This window comes from Pseudomonas sp. 01L34, assembly GCF_056400265.1.
Genome location: NZ_JBFTSX010000003.1, coordinates 25,757 through 45,854, shown reverse-complemented (window position 1 = coordinate 45,854; position 20,098 = coordinate 25,757). Strand labels below are relative to the sequence as shown.

20 protein-coding genes are annotated in these 20,098 nt (G+C 59.0%); 7 read left to right on the top strand and 13 right to left on the bottom strand.

Annotated features, from left to right (window positions below; translation table 11 throughout):
• Window positions 1-16 precede the first annotated feature (16 nt).
• Window positions 17-733 (top strand): PA5502 family lipoprotein, encoded by a 717-nt coding sequence (locus AC1DQM_RS08740; protein WP_064615672.1) that lies wholly within the window; start codon window positions 17-19, stop codon window positions 731-733.
• Between the two features lie 119 nt (window positions 734-852).
• On the opposite strand, the gene katE is transcribed toward AC1DQM_RS08740, so the two are convergent.
• Window positions 853-2,991 carry a catalase HPII gene (gene katE, locus AC1DQM_RS08735; protein ID WP_477746237.1) on the bottom strand — a complete coding sequence of 713 codons (2,139 nt, stop codon included), beginning with the start codon at window positions 2,989-2,991 and terminating at the stop codon, window positions 853-855.
• 248 nt (window positions 2,992-3,239) lie between these two features.
• Here katE and AC1DQM_RS08730 point away from each other — a divergent pair, with 248 nt between their 5' ends.
• The 3 genes from AC1DQM_RS08730 to AC1DQM_RS08720 all read left to right on the top strand — a co-directional run bounded on the left by AC1DQM_RS08730 (window position 3,240) and on the right by AC1DQM_RS08720 (window position 5,775).
• Window positions 3,240-4,247 carry a methionine ABC transporter ATP-binding protein gene (locus AC1DQM_RS08730; protein WP_007940716.1) on the top strand — a complete coding sequence of 336 codons (1,008 nt, stop codon included), beginning with the start codon at window positions 3,240-3,242 and terminating at the stop codon, window positions 4,245-4,247.
• Window positions 4,247-4,921, top strand: coding sequence for a methionine ABC transporter permease (locus tag AC1DQM_RS08725; RefSeq protein ID WP_018927268.1), 675 nt, complete (start codon window positions 4,247-4,249; stop codon window positions 4,919-4,921). The genes AC1DQM_RS08730 and AC1DQM_RS08725 overlap by 1 nt, the downstream gene beginning before the upstream one ends.
• A gap of 80 nt (window positions 4,922-5,001) precedes the next feature.
• The gene (locus AC1DQM_RS08720) at window positions 5,002-5,775 is read left to right on the top strand and encodes a MetQ/NlpA family ABC transporter substrate-binding protein (RefSeq protein ID WP_477746027.1); all 774 of its coding nucleotides are present in this window, start codon (window positions 5,002-5,004) and stop codon (window positions 5,773-5,775) included.
• A 77-nt stretch (window positions 5,776-5,852) separates the two neighbouring features.
• Here AC1DQM_RS08720 and AC1DQM_RS08715 read toward each other — a convergent pair whose 3' ends face one another.
• Genes AC1DQM_RS08715 through AC1DQM_RS08695 form a run of 5 tightly spaced genes read right to left on the bottom strand, consistent with a single transcriptional unit; the run spans window position 5,853 to window position 9,761 of the window.
• Window positions 5,853-6,488, bottom strand: coding sequence for an SCO family protein (locus tag AC1DQM_RS08715; protein ID WP_018927266.1), 636 nt, complete (start codon window positions 6,486-6,488; stop codon window positions 5,853-5,855).
• Window positions 6,485-7,384, bottom strand: coding sequence for a heme o synthase (cyoE, locus tag AC1DQM_RS08710; RefSeq protein ID WP_018927265.1), 900 nt, complete (start codon window positions 7,382-7,384; stop codon window positions 6,485-6,487). Before cyoE ends, AC1DQM_RS08715 begins: the two co-directional genes overlap by 4 nt.
• Window positions 7,372-8,451: a COX15/CtaA family protein gene (locus AC1DQM_RS08705; RefSeq protein ID WP_018927264.1), complete on the bottom strand. Its 1,080-nt coding sequence runs from the start codon at window positions 8,449-8,451 to the stop codon at window positions 7,372-7,374. The genes cyoE and AC1DQM_RS08705 overlap by 13 nt, the downstream gene beginning before the upstream one ends.
• 10 nt (window positions 8,452-8,461) lie before the next feature.
• Window positions 8,462-9,055, bottom strand: a complete 594-nt coding sequence (locus AC1DQM_RS08700; RefSeq protein WP_026286508.1) for a hypothetical protein — start codon at window positions 9,053-9,055, stop codon at window positions 8,462-8,464.
• Window positions 9,021-9,761, bottom strand: a complete 741-nt coding sequence (locus tag AC1DQM_RS08695; protein ID WP_064615678.1) for an SURF1 family protein — start codon at window positions 9,759-9,761, stop codon at window positions 9,021-9,023. The genes AC1DQM_RS08700 and AC1DQM_RS08695 overlap by 35 nt, the downstream gene beginning before the upstream one ends.
• A gap of 70 nt (window positions 9,762-9,831) precedes the next feature.
• Here AC1DQM_RS08695 and AC1DQM_RS08690 point away from each other — a divergent pair, with 70 nt between their 5' ends.
• Window positions 9,832-10,035 (top strand): twin transmembrane helix small protein, encoded by a 204-nt coding sequence (locus AC1DQM_RS08690; RefSeq protein WP_018927261.1) that lies wholly within the window; start codon window positions 9,832-9,834, stop codon window positions 10,033-10,035.
• 15 nt (window positions 10,036-10,050) lie between these two features.
• Here AC1DQM_RS08690 and AC1DQM_RS08685 read toward each other — a convergent pair whose 3' ends face one another.
• The 4 genes from AC1DQM_RS08685 to coxB form a co-directional block, all read right to left on the bottom strand.
• Entirely contained in the window at window positions 10,051-10,938 is an 888-nt protein-coding gene (locus tag AC1DQM_RS08685) for a cytochrome c oxidase subunit 3 (protein ID WP_018927260.1), read from the bottom strand.
• A gap of 33 nt (window positions 10,939-10,971) precedes the next feature.
• On the bottom strand, window positions 10,972-11,529 hold the full coding sequence (locus AC1DQM_RS08680; protein WP_018927259.1) for a cytochrome c oxidase assembly protein: 558 nt from the start codon (window positions 11,527-11,529) through the stop codon (window positions 10,972-10,974).
• A 165-nt stretch (window positions 11,530-11,694) separates the two neighbouring features.
• Window positions 11,695-13,287 (bottom strand): cytochrome c oxidase subunit I, encoded by a 1,593-nt coding sequence (gene ctaD, locus AC1DQM_RS08675; protein WP_018927258.1) that lies wholly within the window; start codon window positions 13,285-13,287, stop codon window positions 11,695-11,697.
• An 82-nt stretch (window positions 13,288-13,369) separates the two neighbouring features.
• A complete protein-coding gene (gene coxB / locus AC1DQM_RS08670) occupies window positions 13,370-14,497 on the bottom strand; it encodes a cytochrome c oxidase subunit II (protein ID WP_026286507.1) in 1,128 nt (375 codons plus the stop codon).
• A 372-nt stretch (window positions 14,498-14,869) separates the two neighbouring features.
• Here coxB and AC1DQM_RS08665 point away from each other — a divergent pair, with 372 nt between their 5' ends.
• Window positions 14,870-15,520 carry a hypothetical protein gene (locus tag AC1DQM_RS08665; protein WP_018927256.1) on the top strand — a complete coding sequence of 217 codons (651 nt, stop codon included), beginning with the start codon at window positions 14,870-14,872 and terminating at the stop codon, window positions 15,518-15,520.
• Window positions 15,521-15,630: 110 nt separating this feature from the next.
• Here AC1DQM_RS08665 and AC1DQM_RS08660 read toward each other — a convergent pair whose 3' ends face one another.
• The 3 genes from AC1DQM_RS08660 to AC1DQM_RS08650 all read right to left on the bottom strand — a co-directional run bounded on the left by AC1DQM_RS08660 (window position 15,631) and on the right by AC1DQM_RS08650 (window position 19,324).
• Window positions 15,631-17,160, bottom strand: a complete 1,530-nt coding sequence (locus tag AC1DQM_RS08660) for a SulP family inorganic anion transporter (protein WP_477746026.1) — start codon at window positions 17,158-17,160, stop codon at window positions 15,631-15,633.
• A gap of 130 nt (window positions 17,161-17,290) precedes the next feature.
• Window positions 17,291-18,022, bottom strand: coding sequence for a carbonic anhydrase (locus AC1DQM_RS08655; protein ID WP_018927254.1), 732 nt, complete (start codon window positions 18,020-18,022; stop codon window positions 17,291-17,293).
• Between the two features lie 243 nt (window positions 18,023-18,265).
• Window positions 18,266-19,324 (bottom strand): PA0069 family radical SAM protein, encoded by a 1,059-nt coding sequence (locus AC1DQM_RS08650; protein ID WP_064615687.1) that lies wholly within the window; start codon window positions 19,322-19,324, stop codon window positions 18,266-18,268.
• Between the two features lie 242 nt (window positions 19,325-19,566).
• On the opposite strand from AC1DQM_RS08650, the gene AC1DQM_RS08645 reads away from it, so the two are divergent.
• The gene (locus AC1DQM_RS08645; RefSeq protein ID WP_477746025.1) at window positions 19,567-19,872 is read left to right on the top strand and encodes a hypothetical protein; all 306 of its coding nucleotides are present in this window, start codon (window positions 19,567-19,569) and stop codon (window positions 19,870-19,872) included.
• Window positions 19,873-20,098 lie beyond the last annotated feature (226 nt).

Here is a 20,098-nt window from a genome sequence, read left to right as displayed (position 1 = left end):
ATAGAGAGTCGCAGGAATGAAGCCGTTCGCCTCCCGTTATCTGCTCCTTGTCGCATTTTCGCTGCTACTGGGTGCTTGCCAAAGCACGCCGCCGGCGGCCACCGAGGCCCCCGATGCGCGGGCCACGGCTATTGCACAACTGGAACAAAGCCTGGCCAGCAGCGAGCTGGCCACCGCCGAGGATCAATTGGCGGCCTTGCAGGCCGAGTCGCCCAACGATCAATCCCTTGAGCAATACCAGCGGCAATTGGCCGAAGCCTATTTACTGCGCAGCCAGATCGTGTTGCAAAAAGGTGATGTGAATGCCGCGGCCACTGCCCTCAGCCGTGCCCGGGTATTGATGCCCAAGGCCCCGGCGCTGACCGGTGGCGTTAACAATGCCATCGTTCATGCACGCAAGGCTGAACTGGATAAAGCCGAAGCGGCCCTCAAGGCTGCCGAAGCCAGACCGCAGGCCAAAGTGATCGACCCGACGGCTGAAAGCACGACGGTGGCATTGAACCTCAACGATATGAGCAAACTTCGTCGTCAACTGGATGCTATCGCCGCCGATGTGGTGAATTATCAGTGCGACGTGAGCATTCAGGTTCCCCGTACTCAGGACTACCCATGGTTGGCCACGTTGCTGACCAAACGGGTGAAGAAGCTGGATTCGGGGTTTGATCTGAAGCTGGAGAAACAGATTCTGCGCAATATTCCGGCGCAGATGGTTTTGAGCCCTCGCAAGCCCTAAAAGCATCGCGGGCAAGCCTAGGTCCTACAGGCCCGGATTGATCACACATTATGTGTACGACCCAAAACCGTAGGAGCGAGGCTTGCCCGCGAAGGCGCCCTTCCTGTCGATAGAAATCCCTAAGCCGGAATCGCCTTGGCCTTAGGCTCCCTGTCCCATACTCTATGCTGACCGATCGCGGCAAAAAACGCCTTGAACAACTTGGTATCCGTACCCACGATCAACCCCGCGTCCGCTTCCAGTTTCAATAACTCCAGCAACTGCTTCGCTTCACCATGCAAGGCGATCGCCTTCAGGTGTTTGTATGCCTCCAACAGGTAATGCAGCGCCACACCATCACTGCTTAGTGCCTTGATCGACGCCGCGCCACCCGGCACGAACACCGCGTCGAAGGCCACGGACGGCAAACCTTCCATCGACGCATCCACCGGCAGTGCTTTGCCATTGGCGGTGGTCACGGGGGCCGAGGTCGGGCCGAGCAGTTTGGCGTGAGCGCCTTCGGCCTTCAGCGCTTTCTTCATGGCGTCAATCGCCGCGCCATCGACACCGTTGGCCGCCAGGATCGCGACTTTTCGGGTTTTAATGTCTTCGGGCAACAAGTTAGCCTGGCTCAGGGCAGGGGAGTGATCCAGTGAGGTGTTACGCACCTTGACCGTTCCAGCCTTCGGAACCGGCAAGCCCAGGTTCTGCGCCACGCGTTTGGCCAGTTCCAGATCGATATTGGCCAGGATCTCATTGACCTGACGCACACGAATAAACTCGCGTTCGACCTTGCCCAGCTCAAAGCTGTAGGCGGCAATGATGTGCTCCTGTTCGTGCTTGCTCATGCTGTGGAAAAACAGCCGAGCCTGGGAGAAGTGGTCGCTGAACGACTCGCTGCGCTGGCGGATCTTGGCGGCGTCGACGCGCTCCGGGTAACTCTCGAAGCCGCCGTCCTGCGCTGCGGGCAGGGTCTCCTTCGGCCAGCCACTGTCGATGGAGTTCGGCTCGTAGGAAGCACGCCCCTTGTCGATGGTGGTGCGGTGCTGCGCATCCCGTTGACCGTTATGGAACGGTGCCAGTGGGCGGTTGATCGGGATCTCGTGAAAGTTCGGTCCGCCAAGTCGGCTGATCTGCGTATCGGTGTAGGAAAACAGCCGGCCTTGTAGCAGCGGATCATTCGAAAAATCGATTCCGGGCACGATATGCCCTGGGCAGAAGGCAACCTGTTCAGTCTCGGCGAAGAAGTTGTCCGGGTTGCGGTTGAGCACCATCTTGCCCAGGGGAGTGATCGGTACGATTTCCTCGGGGATGAGCTTGGTCGGATCAAGGATGTCGAAGTCGAAGGCATGTTCGCTTTCCTCCTCGATGACCTGTACGCCCAATTCCCACTCTGGATAGTCCCCCGTCTCGATGGACTCCCAGAGATCACGGCGATGGAAGTCGGCGTCTTTCCCGGCGAGCTTCTGCGCTTCATCCCACACCAGCGAACAGGTGCCGGCGACGGGGCGCCAATGGAATTTGACGAACCGCGATTTGCCCTCGGCGTTGATCATGCGGAACGTGTGCACGCCGAAGCCTTGCATGCTGCGCAGGCTTTTGGGGATCGCCCGGTCGGACATGGTCCAGATCACCATGTGCGCGGACTCCGGCACCAGAGAAACAAAGTCCCAAAAGGTGTCGTGGGCCGAACCGCCGGTAGGAATTTCATTGTGGGGCTCGGGTTTTACCGCGTGCACGAAGTCAGGAAACTTGATCGCATCCTGAATGAAGAACACCGGCATGTTGTTACCCACGAGGTCGAAGTTGCCTTCGTCGGTGAAAAACTTCACCGCGAAACCGCGTACGTCGCGCACGGTATCGCCCGACCCGCGCGGGCCTTGCACCGTGGAGAAGCGCACAAAAACCGGAGTTTTTTGATGTGGATCTTGTAGGAATGCGGCCTTGGTCAGTACGGAATGGGGCTCGTAGGCCTGGAAGTAACCGTGGGCGCCAGTGCCGCGGGCATGAACGATGCGCTCAGGAATACGTTCATGGTCAAAATGCGTGATCTTTTCACGCATGATGAAGTCTTCCAGCAATGACGGCCCACGGGCGCCGGCCTTCAACGTGTTCTGATTGTCCGCGACCTTCACGCCCTGGTTGGTGCGCAGGGCCTGCTCGGTGGCATCGGAGCGAAATTGTTCCAGGCTGTCGAGCTTGGGATTGGTGTTGCTGCGGTCCAGGGTATCGGTCCCGGCCAGTGCGCTGGTGGCGGCAGGCTTTTTAGTACTCATCAGACGTAGACTCCTCGTTGCGATTCCCGTCGTGGTCAGGGCTCATTGGCATTGCCCGGGCTTTTTCGAGTTGCTTAATGAGTGACTGATGAGGCGCTGGCGCCGTTCCTTTTTTCTGACCTTTGATCGCGTTATTGCCAAATCGCTGGTTGAAAGCGAAATAAATGCTAAGAACCTCTATACGGACAGGCTAAAATGCGCGCCCGGCTAACCGCTGATCCTTTTCTAACGCGCCCCACAAGGTTCGCTACGTGATCGAGTTTCAAAACGTCCACAAAACTTACCGCGTCGCCGGTAAGGATATTCCCGCCCTGCATCCGACCAGTCTGACGATTGAGAACGGTCAGGTCTTTGGCCTGATCGGCCATTCCGGTGCGGGAAAAAGTACCCTGCTGCGCCTGATCAATCGCCTGGAAAACTCCAGTGGCGGCAAGATCATCGTCGATGGTGAAGAAGTCACGGCGCTGGATGCCAACGGCCTGCGACGTTTCCGTCAGCAGGTCGGGATGATTTTCCAGCACTTCAACTTGCTGGCGTCCAAGACCGTGGCCGACAACGTTGCGCTACCGCTGACCCTCGCCGGTGAGCTGTCGCGTAGCGAAATCGACCAGCGTGTGGCGCAGTTGCTGGCGCGGGTTGGCCTGGCCGACCATGCGAAAAAATACCCGGCACAACTGTCCGGTGGTCAGAAGCAGCGTGTCGGCATCGCCCGCGCCCTGGCAACCAAGCCGAAAATTTTGCTGTGCGACGAAGCCACCAGTGCCCTCGACCCGCAGACCACGGCGTCGGTTCTGCAACTGCTGGCCGAGATCAATCGCGAGCTGAAGCTGACCATTGTTCTGATCACCCACGAGATGGATGTGATTCGTCGAGTCTGCGATCAGGTGGCGGTGATGGATGCCGGTGTGATCGTCGAGCAAGGTTCGGTGGCCGAGGTGTTCCTGCACCCCAAGCACCCGACCACCAAGCGCTTCGTCCAGGAAGACGAGCAGATCGACGAGAACGAACAGCGCGACGACTTCGCTCATGTGCCGGGCCGCATCGTGCGTCTGACCTTCCAGGGCGAAGCGACCTACGCACCATTGCTGGGTACCGTCGCCCGGGAAACGGGCGTGGACTACAGCATCCTGGCCGGTCGTATCGATCGCATCAAAGAGGTTCCCTACGGCCAATTGACCCTGGCCGTCACCGGTGGCGACATGGAAGCGGCGTTTGCTCACTTCACCGCAGCTGATGTCCATATGGAGGTGCTGCGCTGATGGAAGTCCTGATGAGTTTCTTTTCCAATATCGACTGGTACGAAATCTGGCTGGCCACCGGCGACACCCTGCTGATGCTTGGCGGTTCGCTGTTGTTCACCGTGCTGCTGGGGTTGCCGTTGGGCGTGCTGTTGTTCTTGTGCAGCCCGCGCCAGTTGCTGGAAGCCAAAGGCGTCTACGCGATGCTATCGCTGGTGGTGAACATTCTGCGTTCGCTGCCGTTCATCATTCTGCTGATCGTGATGATTCCGTTCACCGTATTGATTACCGGCACCTCCCTCGGTGTCGCCGGTGCGATCCCACCGCTGGTGGTGGGCGCCACGCCGTTCTTCGCGCGACTGGTGGAAACCGCCCTGCGTGAAGTGGATCGCGGCATCATCGAAGCGACCCAGGCCATGGGCGCGACGACCCGTCAGATCATCACCAACGCCTTGCTGCCGGAAGCCCGCCCGGGCATCTTCGCAGCGATTACGGTGACAGCGATTACACTGGTGTCCTACACAGCAATGGCCGGTGTGGTCGGCGCTGGCGGCTTGGGCGACCTGGCGATCCGTTTCGGTTACCAGCGTTTCCAGACCGACGTGATGGTGGTCACCGTGGTCTTGCTGCTGGTGCTGGTTCAAGTGCTGCAAACCGTCGGCGACAAGCTGGTGGTTCATTTCTCCCGCAAATAAACAGTTTTCGTCACTTAAGACATGAGCCGGCCATTCGCTGGCAGGCGCCGAAGACTGGCGCCTCACAAGGAGTTAGCTGAATGAAAAAACTACTCGTCGCATTCGCTGCCATTGCAGCCTTTTCCGCCCACGCTGCCGACACCTTGACCGTAGCGGCCACCCCGGTGCCCCACGCGGAAATCCTCGAGTTCGTTAAACCAGCCCTGGCCAAAGAAGGCGTGGACCTGAAAGTCAAAGTCTTCACCGACTACATCCAGCCAAACGTACAGGTGGCCGAGAAGCGTCTGGACGCCAACTTCTTCCAGCACCAACCGTACCTGGATGAATTCAACAAGGCCAAGGGCACTAACCTCGTCAGCGTTGCCGGTGTGCACCTGGAGCCACTGGGCGCTTACTCCAGCAAGTACAAGAAACTGGAAGAGCTGCCGGGCGGCGCCAACGTGGTGATCCCGAACGACGCCACCAACGGCGGCCGTGCGCTGTTGCTGCTGGCGAAGGCTGGCCTGATCAAGTTGAAGGATTCGAACAACATCCTGTCGACCGTCAAGGACATCACCGAGAACACCAAGGACCTGAAATTCCGTGAACTGGAAGCTGCGACCATCCCCCGCGTGCTGACTCAGGTCGACCTGGCGCTGATCAACACCAACTACGCGCTGGAAGCCAAGCTCGATCCGTCCAAGGACGCGCTGGTCATCGAAGGCAGCGACTCGCCGTACGTGAACATCCTCGTTGCCCGTCCGGACGACAAGGACAGCGCGGCAATGCAGAAACTGGTTGCTGCCCTGCACAGCCCGGAAGTGAAAGCCTTCATTCTCGAGAAGTACAAAGGCGCGGTATTGCCGGCGTTCTGATCTGAAGCTTTAACGAAAAAAATGGGGCGCATTGAATGCGCCCCATTTTTTTGCCTGAAACACCGTACCTGTGGTGCTTATTGACGGTTGAGCATCACCGGCAACTGCGCCACCAGTTTCTGGTTATTCAGCGGTGCACGAATGAACCCGCGTTGAGTCCCGTCCGGTCCGATCACCGCCAGGTTGCCGCTGTGGTCGACGGTGTAGTTCGGCTTGCTGGTGTCCGCCGGAATGAACGGAATGCTCACCGCGTTGGCCATTTTCTGAAGGTCTTCGACCGAGGCTGCGGTCAGCCCGATGAATTGCGGATCGAAGTAGCCCAGGTACTGCTTGAGTTGCTTGGGCGTATCGCGGTTCGGGTCGACGCTGACCAGGATGACCTGCAACTTGTTCACCGCATCCGCCGGCAGTTCACTCTTGATCTGCCTCAGCTGGGCGAGGGTGGTCGGGCAGATGTCCGGGCAGAAGGTGTAGCCGAAGAACAGCAAACTCCACTTGCCTTTCAGTTCGTTGACCGCCACTGGCTTGCCGTCCTGATCGGTCATCTTCACGTCCGGCAGATTACGGCTTTGGGGCAGCAGGATGATCCCTGCATCAATCAGCGCCGTCGGGTCTCCCTGGTTTTTCCCGGTCAGTACTTTATTGACGGTCAGGCCCAGGATCAGCGCGATCAGGGCAACGAGGATGAAGACGGTTTTCTGGGTTCGGGTCATAGGATCAGCAGTAAGTAGTGGTCTACGAGCAGCGCGATAAACAGCAGGAACAAGTAGTAGATAGAGTACTTGAACGTGTTGATCGCCGCGTGCGGTCGAGTGCCACGGTACAGCACCACGGCCCATTGCAGAAACCTTGCGCCCAGTAAGAGGGCACACATTAGGTAGAGCACGCCGCTCATGTGGATCACGTAGGGCATCAGGCTGACGGCCAGCAACGCAAAGGTATAAAGCAGGATGTGGACTTTGGTGTAGTGCTCGCCATGGGTCACCGGCAGCATCGGAATGTCAGCCTTGGCGTATTCTTCCTTGCGGTGAATCGCCAGCGCCCAGAAGTGCGGCGGGGTCCAGGCGAAGATGATCAGCACCAGCAACAATGGTTCGGCGCCGACATGACCGGTGGCGGCGGTCCAGCCGAGCAGTGGCGGGGCAGCTCCGGCGAGGCCGCCGATGACGATGTTCTGCGGCGTCGCGCGTTTCAGGAAACCGGTGTAGACCACGGCATAACCGAGCAAGGAGGCGAGGGTCAGCCACGCCGTCAACGGGTTGGTGAAAGTCAGTAGCAAGGCCTGGCCGAGCATCGCCAGTATCAGGGCGAAGGTCAGCGCGGCGGCTGGAGATACCCGGCCTTCGGCCAGGGGCCGTTTGTGGGTCCGGGCCATGACCGCGTCGATGCGCCGGTCCACCACATGATTGACCGCCGCGGCACCGCCGGCACACAGGGCGATTCCCAGATTGCCGAACACCAGCACCGTCCATGGCACCCCGGCGCGGGTCGCGAGGAACATGCCGACCAGCGAGGTGATGAGCATCAACACCACCACTTTCGGCTTGGTCAGTTCCAGATAGTCTCGCCAGATGGCCTGACTGTGACGTTCGCCGATCAGAGTCGCCATGGCATCTCTCCTTTTATTGTTATGGGCCCGGCCGAGTGTTTACGCAGGCGTAGACGCCAGCGACGAGGGGGCTGATGCTTGACCCGAACCAGGCTGGTTCGCGCGTGATAATTGACCAGCACCATCGTCAGCAACAGCGCCGCACCGCCGGCGTTGTGGGCGACGGCCACCGGCAGCGGCAAGTGAAACACCACGTTGCTGATGCCCAGGGTGATTTGTGCGGCAAGGGCGATCAGCACCATGACGGCCAGGCGCGTCATGCCGACGACCTTCAGTTGCCAGGCCAGACCGAGCAGAACAAAGGTGACCAGTAATGCGCCGATGCGGTGAGTCAGGTGAATCGCGGTGCGGGCATCGCTGTCCAGCTGCCCGCCCAGATAATTCGGGCCGATGTGCTGGGTCAGGTGAAAACCGTTGGCGAAATCAGCCGGCGGCAGCCATTGGCCGTGGCAGGTTGGAAAGTCGATGCAGGCTACCGCCGCGTAGTTGGAGCTGACCCAGCCACCGAGAGCAATTTGCAGGATCACCAACAGCAAGCCGGCGGTTGCCCAGTATTGCAAACGTCGAGGCACGGTCAGCGCCGGCAATACGCCGGACAGGCGCAAGGTCAGCAGAAACAACAGGCTCAAGGTCGCAAAACCACCGAGCAAATGTCCGGTGACCACTTGCGGCCAAAGCTTGAGCGTCACCGTCCACATGCCGAAAGCCGCTTGGCCAATGACCAACGCCAGCAAGAACAGCGGCAACTTCACCGGCTGCCCCGGATGATGACGATGGACCCAGGCGCGGCCCGCCAGCACCGCGATCAGCAGCCCCAGCGTGCCGGCGAAGTAGCGATGGACCATTTCGTTCCAGCCCTTGTGGGCTTCCACCGGGGTGTCTGGAAAATGCAGTTCGGCATGAGCCAGCTGGGCTTCGCTTTGCGGCACGCTGATAAAACCGTAGCAGCCGGGCCAGTCCGGGCAGCCGAGGCCGGCGTGGGTCAGGCGTGTGTAAGCGCCGAGCAACACCACAATCAGTGCCAGCAAGGTGGCAAACAGCGCGAGGCGAAATCCAGGTTTGGCCATGACGATGCCCTTATCCGATGTTCGACAGTTTCAGCAGGTGGCGCAGGTCGTTGAGCAGATCCTTGCCCTTCACCGTCGGGTCGTAACGCAGCACCAGATTGCCGTGAGGGTCGATGATCCACAGGTGCGGCGTGTCATTGCTCTGTGCGCCTTTGATGTAGGACGGCAGGTCCAATGAATAGCGTTGCAACTGTGGGTACTCGCGTTGAAGTTTAGTCTCGTAATCGCTGTTCAGCGGCTGCGCGATGGCCAGCGCATGGCTGGCACGGGCAGCATCGCGACCGAGGCCGATCTGGATCTGCCGCGCCAGATAAACCAGCTGTTGGCAGTCCACCGAGCAGTCCTTGGGCGCCGTCACCAGCAACTGCCAGCGTTCTTCTTGCGCTTGTACGCCAATGTCGGCGCGAGTCTGGCCGTTGCCGATCAGCTCACCGTGATAACTGCGGCCTTCGGGTACCCAGAACTGCAATTTGTACATGCCGGTGGCGAGGATCATCGGACCGATCACCCCCAATAGGATCAGCAGCAACTGCAAGCGTCCGCGCCGCCGATTCACCGGTGTTTTCGCCTCAGACATGCCGGGTGGATTCATGGCCACTCCCATTATTGTTCTCCTTTGCGTTGTGCCATCCGAGATAGAGATAAAGGCCGAACAGCGCGATCGCCAGGGCGAACCACTGCACGGCGTAAGCCAGGTGCTTTTCCGGCCCCATGGCCACCACCGGCCAATCGGTGCGGTAGGTCGCAGGGCCACTTTGCGCGCGTAATTCGTAGGCGAAACCGTCACGTTCAAGCGCCGTCCATAACCTGGCCGGTTCAACGGCGGTGATCAGTTGTGGCCAGGTCGTGGTGTTGGGGTCGGCGTGCAACTGGAACGTTGCGCCGGGGGAGACGTAGACCCAGGCGTCGAGGCTCAACACCTGAGTCGGTGTGGTGAATGACGGCGGGGTACGCCGATCCGGCCACGGCAGCCAGCCGCGATTGACCAGCAGCCAGAGCCCGGTGGCCTGATCCTGAAACGGTTGTAACAGCTCGACCCCGACCTTGCCGTCGCGCTGCCGGTTATCCAGCAGCAGGCTGTGTTCGGCATCGAACTGGCCGTGCAGGCGAACCCGGCGAAAGGCCGGATCTTCGGTGTGTTGCAGTTCGGTGCTGGCCATCGGTTCGGCCGCCCGGCGCTCGGCGTAATTTTGCAGCAGCGCGCTTTTCTCCGCGCCCCGGCTCAACTGCCAGAAGCCGAGTGACACCAGCAAGGGCAGCAGCACCGCGACCACCAGAGTCGGCACGAGGCCCAGCCGGAAGCGCTTCATGGCGTCGCCAGAAAGTCGGTCATCGCGATAGCTATACTCACATGCATCGCCTGTCCCCCGGAGTGTCACCATGCTCAAAGCAGCCATCGTCCTGATGCTGATTGCCACGGTTGTCAGCCTGTTCAGCGGCCTGTTTTTTCTGGTCAAGGACGACAGCAGCTCGAATCGCCTGGTCATCGCCTTGAGTATTCGTGTTGCGCTGGCCGCCATTACTGTCGGCTTGATCGCCTGGGGTTTTTTCAGCGGCCAGCTGGTGTCCCACGTGCCTTGGTAGTCATGAGTGCCAGGCTCAAAGTACGTAGACGAAAACGAACAACCCGATCCACACCACATCCACAAAGTGCCAGTACCAGGTCGCCGCCTCGAAGCCGAAATGGTGGTCTGCATTGAAGTGCCCGCGCATGATGCGCATCAGCATCACGAACAGAATGATGGTGCCGATGGTCACGTGGGCACCGTGGAAACCGGTGAGCATGAAGAACGTTGCGCCGTAGATACCGGAACCCAGGGTCAAGCCCAGCTCGTGGTAGGCGTGCAGGTATTCTTTGGCTTGAAAGCCCAGGAAGCCGCAACCGAGCAACACGGTCAGCGCCAGCCAGATTTTCAGCGCCCCGCGATGGCCTTTCTTCAAGGCGTGGTGAGCGATGGTCACGGTGACGCTGGAACTCACCAGCAGTACGGTGTTGAGCAGCGGCAGACCCCAGGGGCTGATGACTTCCTTGGGGGGAGGAAAGAGTTTCGAGTCCGGGTTGTTCAGCAGCGGCCAGGTGAACTCGAACGTCGGCCACAGCATGTGGGCGATGCCTTTGGTGCCTTCACCACCCAGTGCCGGGCCCGCGATGTTGCGCACATAAAACAGCGCACCGAAAAAGGCCAGGAAGAACATCACCTCCGAGAAAATGAACCAGCTCATGCCCCAGCGGAACGAGCGGTCGAGTTGCGGGCTGTACAACCCCGCGCGACTTTCCTTGACCACCGTCCCGAACCAGCCGAACAGCATGTAGGCCAGCAGCAGTCCGCCGACGAAAAAGATCAGCGGGCCATGGGATTCTGGCCGCGCAGCCTTCAGGTCGTTGAACCAGGTGCCCAGGCCGAACACCGTGACCAGCATGCCGATCGTGGCGATGATCGGCCATTTGCTCTGGGCTGGAACGTAATAATGTTCATGAGTTGCCATTTATTGTTCTCCTTATCGGGCACGCTTTAACGCCTAGCCACCTGTGCTTGCTGCAACAGCAACGGGCGGATGACGTGCGGTGATATCGAACAGCGTGTAGGACAGCGTCAGGTGCTTCACATCCTTGGGCATGTCGCGGTCAACGATGAACCGTACTGGCATCTCGATGCGTTGACCGGGCTGCAGCACTTGCTGGGTAAAGCAGAAACATTCGGTCTTGTGGAAGTACGCCGCGGCTGCACTCGGCGCGATACTCGGCACCGCCTGGGCGCTCATCGGCCGGTCGGTGGGGTTGTGGGCGATAAAAATCATCTCGTTCACCGCCCCGGGGTGCGCGGTCAGCTCATCCGTCTTGGGGTAGAAGTCCCAGGGCATGTCAGCAGCGTTGGTCGACAGAAACTGCACGCGAACCTGCCGCGAGGCGTCGACCGTTTGCTCGCCTTCATACTGCCCGGCGGTTTTGCCATTGATGCCGAATGCCTTGCACATCACGTCGTAGATCGGCACCAGGGCAAAGCCGAAGACAAACATCGCCGCCACCACCAGTAACAGGCGGGTGACCAGCTTCTTCATCGAGATCGAGTCAGCCATGGCTTCGAACCTTTACGCATAACCCGCTGGGAGCAGGCCCTTGTGGCGAGGGAGCTTGCTCCCGCTGGGTCGCGAAGCAGCCCCAAAAGTTTTGCGTCTGCTTCGCAGCCGAGCGGGAGCAAGCTCCCTCGCCACAAAAGCTCGCTCCCACAAAGGCTAGTGCGTTCATTTCACTTCCGGCGGTGTGGTGAAGGTGTGATACGGCGCGGGCGATGGAATGCTCCATTCCAGGCCTTCGGCACCATCCCACGGCTTGGCCGGTGCCGGCTCGCCGCCGCGAATGGTCTTGATCACGATGAACAGGAAGAAGATCTGCGTGGCACCAAACATGAACGCGCCGATCGACGACACCATGTTGAAGTCGGCGAATTGCAGGTTGTAGTCCGGAATCCGCCGCGGCATGCCCGCCAGGCCCACGAAGTGCATCGGGAAGAACGCCATGTTCATGCCGATGAAAGACAGCCAGAAGTGCAGCTTGCCGAGGGTTTCGTCGTACATGTGGCCGGTCCATTTCGGCAGCCAGAAGTAAGCCGAGGCGAAGATCCCGAAGATCGCCCCCGGCACCAGCACGTAATGGAAGTGCGCGACCACGAAGTAGGTGTCCTGGTACTGGAAGTCTGCCGGGGCGATGGCCAGCATCAACCCGGAGAATCCGCCAATGGAGAACAGAATCACGAACGCCACGGCGAACAGCATCGGCGTTTCGAAGGTCAGCGAGCCTTGCCACATGGTGCTGGCCCAGTTGAACACCTTCACGCCGGTCGGCACTGCGATCAGCAGCGTGGCGTACATGAAGAACAACTCGCCCACCAGCGGAATGCCGACCACGAACATGTGGTGCGCCCAGACGATGAATGACAGGAACGCAATACTGGCCGTGGCGTAGACCATCGAGGTGTAGCCAAACAGCGGCTTGCGCGAGAACGCCGGAATGATCGAGCTGACGGCACCGAAGGCCGGCAGGATCATGATGTACACCTCGGGGTGACCGAAGAACCAGAACACGTGCTGGAACAGCACCGGATCACCGCCACCGGCGGCACTGAAGAAACTGGTGCCAAAGTGGATGTCCATCAGCATCATGGTCACGCAGCCGGCCAGCACCGGCATCACCGCGATCAGCAGGAACGCGGTGATCAGCCAGGTCCAGACGAACAGCGGCATTTTCATCAACGTCATGCCGGGGGCGCGCAGGTTGAGGATGGTCGCGATCACGTTGATTGCGCCCATGATCGAACTGATCCCCATCAAGTGGATGGCGAAGATGAAGAACGTCACGCTTTCCGGCGCGTAGGTGGTCGACAGCGGTGCGTAGAAGGTCCAGCCGAAGTTCGGCCCGCCACCGGGGGTGAACAGGGTCGATACCAGCAGCAGGAACGCGGCCGGCAACAGCCAGAAGCTGAAGTTGTTCATTCGCGGCAGGGCCATGTCCGGCGCGCCGATCATCAACGGGATCATCCAGTTGGCGAGGCCGACGAAGGCCGGCATCACCGCGCCGAAGACCATCACCAGACCGTGCATGGTGGTCATCTGGTTGAAGAACGCCGGTTCGACGATTTGCAGTCCCGGCTGGAACAGCTCGGCACGGATCACCATGGCGAACGAGCCGCCGAGCAGAAACATGGTGAATGCAAACCACAGGTACAGCGTGCCGATATCCTTGTGGTTGGTAGTCAACACCCAACGCATCAGGCCTTTGGCAGGGCCGTGGGCGTGGGCGGTATCGGTATGAACATGGTCATCGACTACAACAGTCATGTCCTGTCTCCTGCAAACGGCTGGGCTGGGCGAACCGGGACGTCATGCCCCGACCGATTCCTTGAGTACGCAATAGACCGGGTCATTTGCTTTCCGCCTGTTTCAGCTCCAGCACTTCTTTAGGGGTGACCATGTCGCCTTTGTTGTTGCCCCAGGCGTTACGTTCGTAGGTCACGACCGCCGCGATATCGACTTCCGAGAGCTGCTTGCCGAACGCCGCCATCGCGGTGCCGGGCTTGCCATGGAAAACCAGGCTCAGGTGAGCCTCTTTCGGCCCGGTGGCGATTTTCGAGCCCTTGAGTGCCGGGAACATCGGCGGCAGGCCCTGGCCTTCGGCCTGGTGACAGGCCACGCAAGTGGTGTGATAGATCTTGTCGCCGCGCTCCTTGAGCTCGTCGAGGGTCCATTCCTTGCTGGTCAGCTCTTTGAGTTGCGCGGCTTCCGCCTTGCGCTCGCCCAGCCATTTTTCGTAGTCGGCCTTTTCCTTGACCTCAACCACGATCGGCATGAAGCCGTGGTCCTTGCCGCACAGCTCGGCGCACTGGCCACGGTAGATGCCGGGCTTTTCGACACGGGTCCAGGATTCATTGACGAAGCCCGGAATAGCATCGCGCTTGACTGCGAAGGCCGGCACCCACCAGGAGTGGATGACATCGGCGGAGGTCACCAGAAAACGCACCTTGGCACCGATCGGCAGCACCAGTGGCTTGTCGACCTCCAGCAGGTAATGCTCGCCCTTGGCTTCCTTGTTGTGGATCTGATCGGCGGGGGTAGTCAGGTTGCTGAAAAATTCGACGTCCTGACCCAGGTATTTGTAATGCCACTTCCACTGATAGCCGGTGACCTGGATATCGATATCCGGCTCCGTGTTGTCGTACATCTTGATCAGTGTGGCGGTTGCGGGGACCGCCATGGCTACCAGGATAAGCAGGGGGACGATGGTCCAGAGGATTTCAACGGTGGTGCTTTCATGAAATTTTGCGGCCACCTGCCCGGTCGAGCGGCGGTGGATCATCATCGACCAGAACATGGCGCCGAAGACGATGATGCCGATCACCACACAAATCCAGAAAATGGTCATGTGCAGATCGAATACTGCGTGACTGATCTCAGTCGCTCCAGGCGCCATATTGACAGTCCAGGCCGCTTGCGCCTGACTGAAAATCGACCACAACAGGAGGCCCATCCAGACATGTGGATGTCGCATCATTGCGGGTTCCCCTTATCGTTCTTGTTATCCCGTAGGCGTAACGCCTGCGGCAAGGGAGCGGCATTTTCAGACCACGAACTTGAATCGCCGAGCCTTGCTGCGTATGCAGTCGGGTGTCATCAGCTAACTCCATTCAGAACCGAGTATAGACAGCGACTGCCACCTCGCAACGCGATGGGGTAAATCAGCTGAAACAGGTTGGACTTGCGTTCCAGGTCACGAATGGAGAAGGATGCAGACGAGTGGTGGCAAATCGATATAACTTCGATGTCTCAAGGATGAAATAATTATGACAAATGCGTCTTAGCCTTTTTCCTGAGCCAGCTAAGTTATGTCTTCCCTATTTCATTGCCTTTGTTTCCTGGAGTTTTCATGAACACCGCCGCATTGCGCGAGCAGATCCAACAAGCCCAACAACACGAGGCCGAGACCGGCCTGCTGACTCGTCAGCTGGAAACCCAACTGCCGCACCTTCACTCCGCCATCCAATTGCCGGATGTCGACGCTAACGGCGTGATGACGCGTTTTGTGGCCGCGTATATAGAACAAGTGCCAGACCTGCTGGATGCAGCCAATGAAGTCGCCAGGGAAGCGGGCATCGAATCGCAGATCAAGCCGGTGCTGACAATCGCCGAGCAGTTCTTCCTCCAACCGCCGGCGATCATGGCCGGTCACGTTGGCCTGGACAGCCTGCTGGACGAAGCTTATCTGGCACACCGCCTGGTCGAAGAGGTCAACGACCTGTACATCAAGCATTTTGGTCAGCCATTGATCCCCTTGGACATGACTGTCGCCAACCTGATTGCCCACCAATTGATTGGCGAGGAATTTGCCAACCAACTGGATGAGGCGGTGCATCACGCCGTGGACGAGATGCTTGACGATGAAAGTTTCGCGCTGGAGTCGGTGGAGGCCTACCGCGAGAAACTCAACAGCCCGGACACCGGCGCCGCGTGGAAGCGCTGGCCGTGTCTGTCGCGCCAATTGGGCGTGGAGCTGGAGCTGGATCAACCAGCCGCGTAAGTCTATGCAACCCTGTAGGAGCGAGGCTTGCCCGCGAAGGCGTCCCCAAGTACGCCAAAAGCTTCGCGGGCAAGTCGGATCGCCGCACCGCTCGCTCCTACAGGGGGGCTTCAACCGCCCGTTGAGCCTACCCCGGTGGTGGTCCGCAACCGCCCTTCAAGTCTGCGCTTCAACCCCCGCGCTTCAATCACCAACTTCGAACCCTTGGCCGCATTGGCCCGGCCCCACTCCTCCAGCAACTCAAGGCACGAGTGATCGATGTAGCTCAGGTTATTGAGCGGCACATGCACCGTCGCGCCTGCGGGAATGCTCCCCAGCACCTGGGTCAACGCCGGCACCTTGAGGAAAGTCGCCGCCCCCACCAGACGCAGTTCCATCTCGCCGTCCGCCGGTAGATCGATCAGGCTGATTTTCAGGCGCGAAGCCTTCCAGGCCAGTTTGGCCAGCGTCAGGCCAAAGCCGATCAGCACGCCCGTCAGCAGGTCGGTGAAGATGATTGCCAGTGCAGTCGCCGCATAGGTGAACATCGGCATCCGGCCATAACGGCCCAGGCCGCGAAAGGCTTTGAGGTCCACCAGTTTGAAGCCGGTGTAAACCAGCACGCCCGCCAGGCTCGCCACCGGAATGCTTTGCAGCACGCTCGATAGCAGCAGTACGAAAGCCAGCAACCACAGGCCATGGAACACCGTCGACAGGCGGGTGGTGGCGCCGGCTTGAACGTTGGCCGAGCTGCGCACGATCACCCCGGTCATCGGCAGCGCGCCGAGCAGGCCACACAACATGTTGCCCACACCTTGTGCCGACAATTCGCGGTCGAAGTCCGAACGTTGACCGCTGTGCATGCGATCCACGGCGGCGGCCGAGAGCAGGGTTTCGGCGCTGGCGATAAAGGCCACGGCGAAGGCGGCGATCAACAGGGTTGGGTCAGCCAGGTTGAGCAGATCCGCCGGGCGTAGCCAATCGATGGCTTCTGCCAGGTTGGCCGGGACCTCCACACGTTTGACTTGCAAGGCGAGCGCCAGGCTGGCGATCGTTGCCAGACCGACCCCGAGCAATGCACCGGGAACGAAACGCAGGGAATGCGGGCGGAATTTTTCCCACAGCCACATCACGGCAATGGTCGACAGCCCGAGCAAACCCGCTTGCCAGCCAAACGAAGGCAAAGCCTGAATCACTGCAGCAGGGAAGGCCGCCAGGTTATCCAGCCCCGAAGGCTTGGGCACGGCATCGAGCATTACGTGTACCTGCGACAGCACGATCAACACGCCGATGCCGGCGAGCATGCCGTACACCACAGCCGGCGCCGTGACCCGAAACCAGCAACCCAGTTTCAAACGCCCGGCTACCAATTGCAGAAAACCCGCCAGTAGCAGGATCGGCCCGAGCATGGCGATACCATGCTGGCGCACCAGTTCGAACACCAATACCGCCAGGCCTGCCGCCGGACCGCTGACTTGCAGCGGTGAACCGGCAAGCCAGCCAACTACCAGCCCACCGATGATGCCGGTGATCAGGCCTTTGGCTGGTGGCAGCCCCGAGGCGATGGCGATGCCCATGCACAAAGGCAGGGCAACCAGAAACACAACCACCGAAGCCAGCAGCTCCCGTGGCAGAACAGCTTTTAATTGAGCGGCACGCATGGTGACTCTCCCGAAGTTTTCTTCAGGCATGGCAAAGCCGGGCTGCCTGATCAGCAGCCTCGGCTAAACCACACAGGGATCTGTTGACCTGTCTCGCAAACGTTGTTGTGAGACAGGCTACGAAGAGGATTTAGAAGCGCGCTTTGGGCGTCGCCACCGGAATCGGATGGCTGCCATCGAGCGGCAGGAAACAACCCTGATCCGCGTCGTAAGCCTGGATTTCGCTGGTTTCGATGTTGTACACCCAACCATGGATAAACAGCTGACCGTTGGCCATGCGCGAGGCCACCGACGGGTGCGTGCGCAAATGTTGCAACTGAGCGATCACATTCTCTTCGGTAAGGATGTGCATGCTCTCGCTTTCATTCGAGCAATGGCAGTTGTCCTGAACCATGGTTTTCGCCACTTCCGCATGGCGCAGCCAGGCTTTGACCGTCGGCATCTTTTCCAGGCTCTGCGGGTTGAGTACTGCGCGCATGGCGCCACAGTCGGAGTGGCCGCAGATGATGATGTGCTGCACGCCAAGCGCCAGCACTGCGTATTCGATGGCTGTGGAAACACCACCGTTCATTTGCCCATAAGGCGGCACGACGTTGCCGACGTTACGGGTGACGAACAGGTCGCCGGGGGCGCTTTGGGTGATCAGCTCGGGAACAATGCGCGAATCGGCGCACGCGATGAACATCGCCCGAGGCCGCTGGGCCGTGGCGAGTTTTTTGAAGAGTTCTTCCTGCTGCGGAAAGATCTCGTGATGAAAATGCAAAAAGCCGTCAACGATATGCTGCAGCGCTGCATCGGCGGTTTCCGCCTCGGGTTGGGCTGAAGCCGACGCAGCCAAAGGCTGTTTATCCTTGTCACTCATGATTCATCCTCTTTGGCGGAGTCAGGGAATTTTCCCGTTTTGTCCGATGTGAAGCCAGTGGCTGTATAAAAAACATCCAGGTCGAAAAGCAGACCCGTCAGTCACTCGATGAACAAGGTAGCGGCTGAAGCTTAACTCAAACTGAATCAAGCGCTCTAGAACGTGCGTTCCAGGTCATAAGAAATATGACCAGCTTGAACACGACGTGCTTTTTTCACTACTCCACCATAGGTCCGATTGTCCTTAAATCAATGACATCTGGCGACCCGGCGGACAAAAGGCTTTGCAGTCCAGATCGAAACCTTCCCGACGGTTGAGCCCCAGGCGCTTGATGGTTTTGGCAAAACGCTGCGCCAGCAGATCGGCAAACGGTCCTTCACCGCGCATACGGGCGCCAAACCGACTGTCGTAAAGCTCCCCACCACGGCTCTGGCGGATCAGGCTCAACACATGAGCTGCACGCTGAGGATAATGGGCGGCCAGCCACTCTTCGAACAGCGGCGCCACTTCCAGCGGCAGGCGCAACATCATATAAGCCGCAGTTTGCGCTCCGGCCGCATGGGCTTCAGTCAGCAGGCTTTCGAGTTCGCTGTCGTTGATCATCGGAATCATCGGTGAACACAAGACACCCACCGGAATCCCCGCTTCACGCATAACCCGGATCGCCCGCAGTCGTGCCTTGGGCGCAGCCGTACGGGGTTCGAGGATGCGTTTGAGCTCATCGTCCAGAGTGGTGAGGCTGATCATTACCGCCACCAGCCGTTGTTCGGCGAGTTCGGCCAGCAAGTCCAGGTCGCGCAGAATCAGCGAGCCCTTGGTGATGATGGTCACCGGATGGCGGTAGCGCAGCAGCACCTCAAGGATCTTGCGGGTGATTCTGTGTTCACGCTCGATCGGCTGATAAGGATCGGTGTTGGAGCCCAGGTTGATCGGCGCGCATTGATAGCCGCGTTTGGACAGTTGTTCTTCCAGCACATCGGCGGCGTTGGTCTTGGCGATCAGTCTGGTTTCGAAATCCAGCCCTGGTGACATGTCCCAGTAGGCGTGGCTGGGCCGAGCATAGCAATAGATACAGCCATGCTCGCAGCCACGATAGGGATTGATCGAGCGGTCGAAGGGCAAGTCCGGCGAGTTGTTGCGGGTAATGATGGTCTTCGCCGTCTCGATGCGCACCTCGGTGCCTTGGGTGATTGGCGCTTCCTGATACCAGCCGTCATCCTCGGCCACCGAACGGTTCGGTGCGAAACGGTTGTGAGGGTTGGTGGCGGTGCCGCGACCGCGGGGTGGCAGAGGCGTGTTCATCGATAAAAACCCATTGGCTGTATGTGCATACAGTATCAAGGAGGAAAGCGACAAGCCAGTGCCGTTCGGCGAGTGAACATCGGAGATTATATAAAGGAACTAACAAGACAAGTTTATGGATCAAGCGCATCGCGCAACTGTCATCACTGGAAATATATATAAAGTGGCGAAATTACAAAGGCTGTTAGTACTATCCTCGCCACACGAAGTTGTCGTGGATTATTAATTAAAAGGATTTAGTCATGTCGTTTTTTAATCAGCGTGGTGTTTTTTTGCAACTGTTGGCGCCCAGCATAACCAATCCTCGCGAAGCACAAGTATCGATGCAGCTTGCCCGTAAAGAGCCGGGATGGGATGCGGTAAATGAAGTGCAGACAGAGGCACTGGTCGATTCCGTCTATGTGACAGCGGTTTCCAGCGATGGTGGTCAGTCCTTCACGATCAAAACCATTAACAGCGATGTGGACGGTGATGGCGATATCGATGGTGATGACAAAGCAAAACTGCTGGCCTTGGCCAAGGCTTATTCCAGTATCGTAAATCCCTGAAGTTGATAGTTGTTGCCAGGTCTGCATGAGACTCCATGCAGGCCTGGTTTTATCGGTGTCTATTAACTCAAGGTCTTGCCGGATAGTGTCTCTCAATCAACTAGCGATGTCGGACAGTCTGACTGATCTGAATGACCACCAGCCTCGGGCATTTGCTGTTCTATTCACGATTCTTTGACAGTGCCCTCACAGGTCTTTGACTGTCCCGAGTTCAGGCTATCGATCA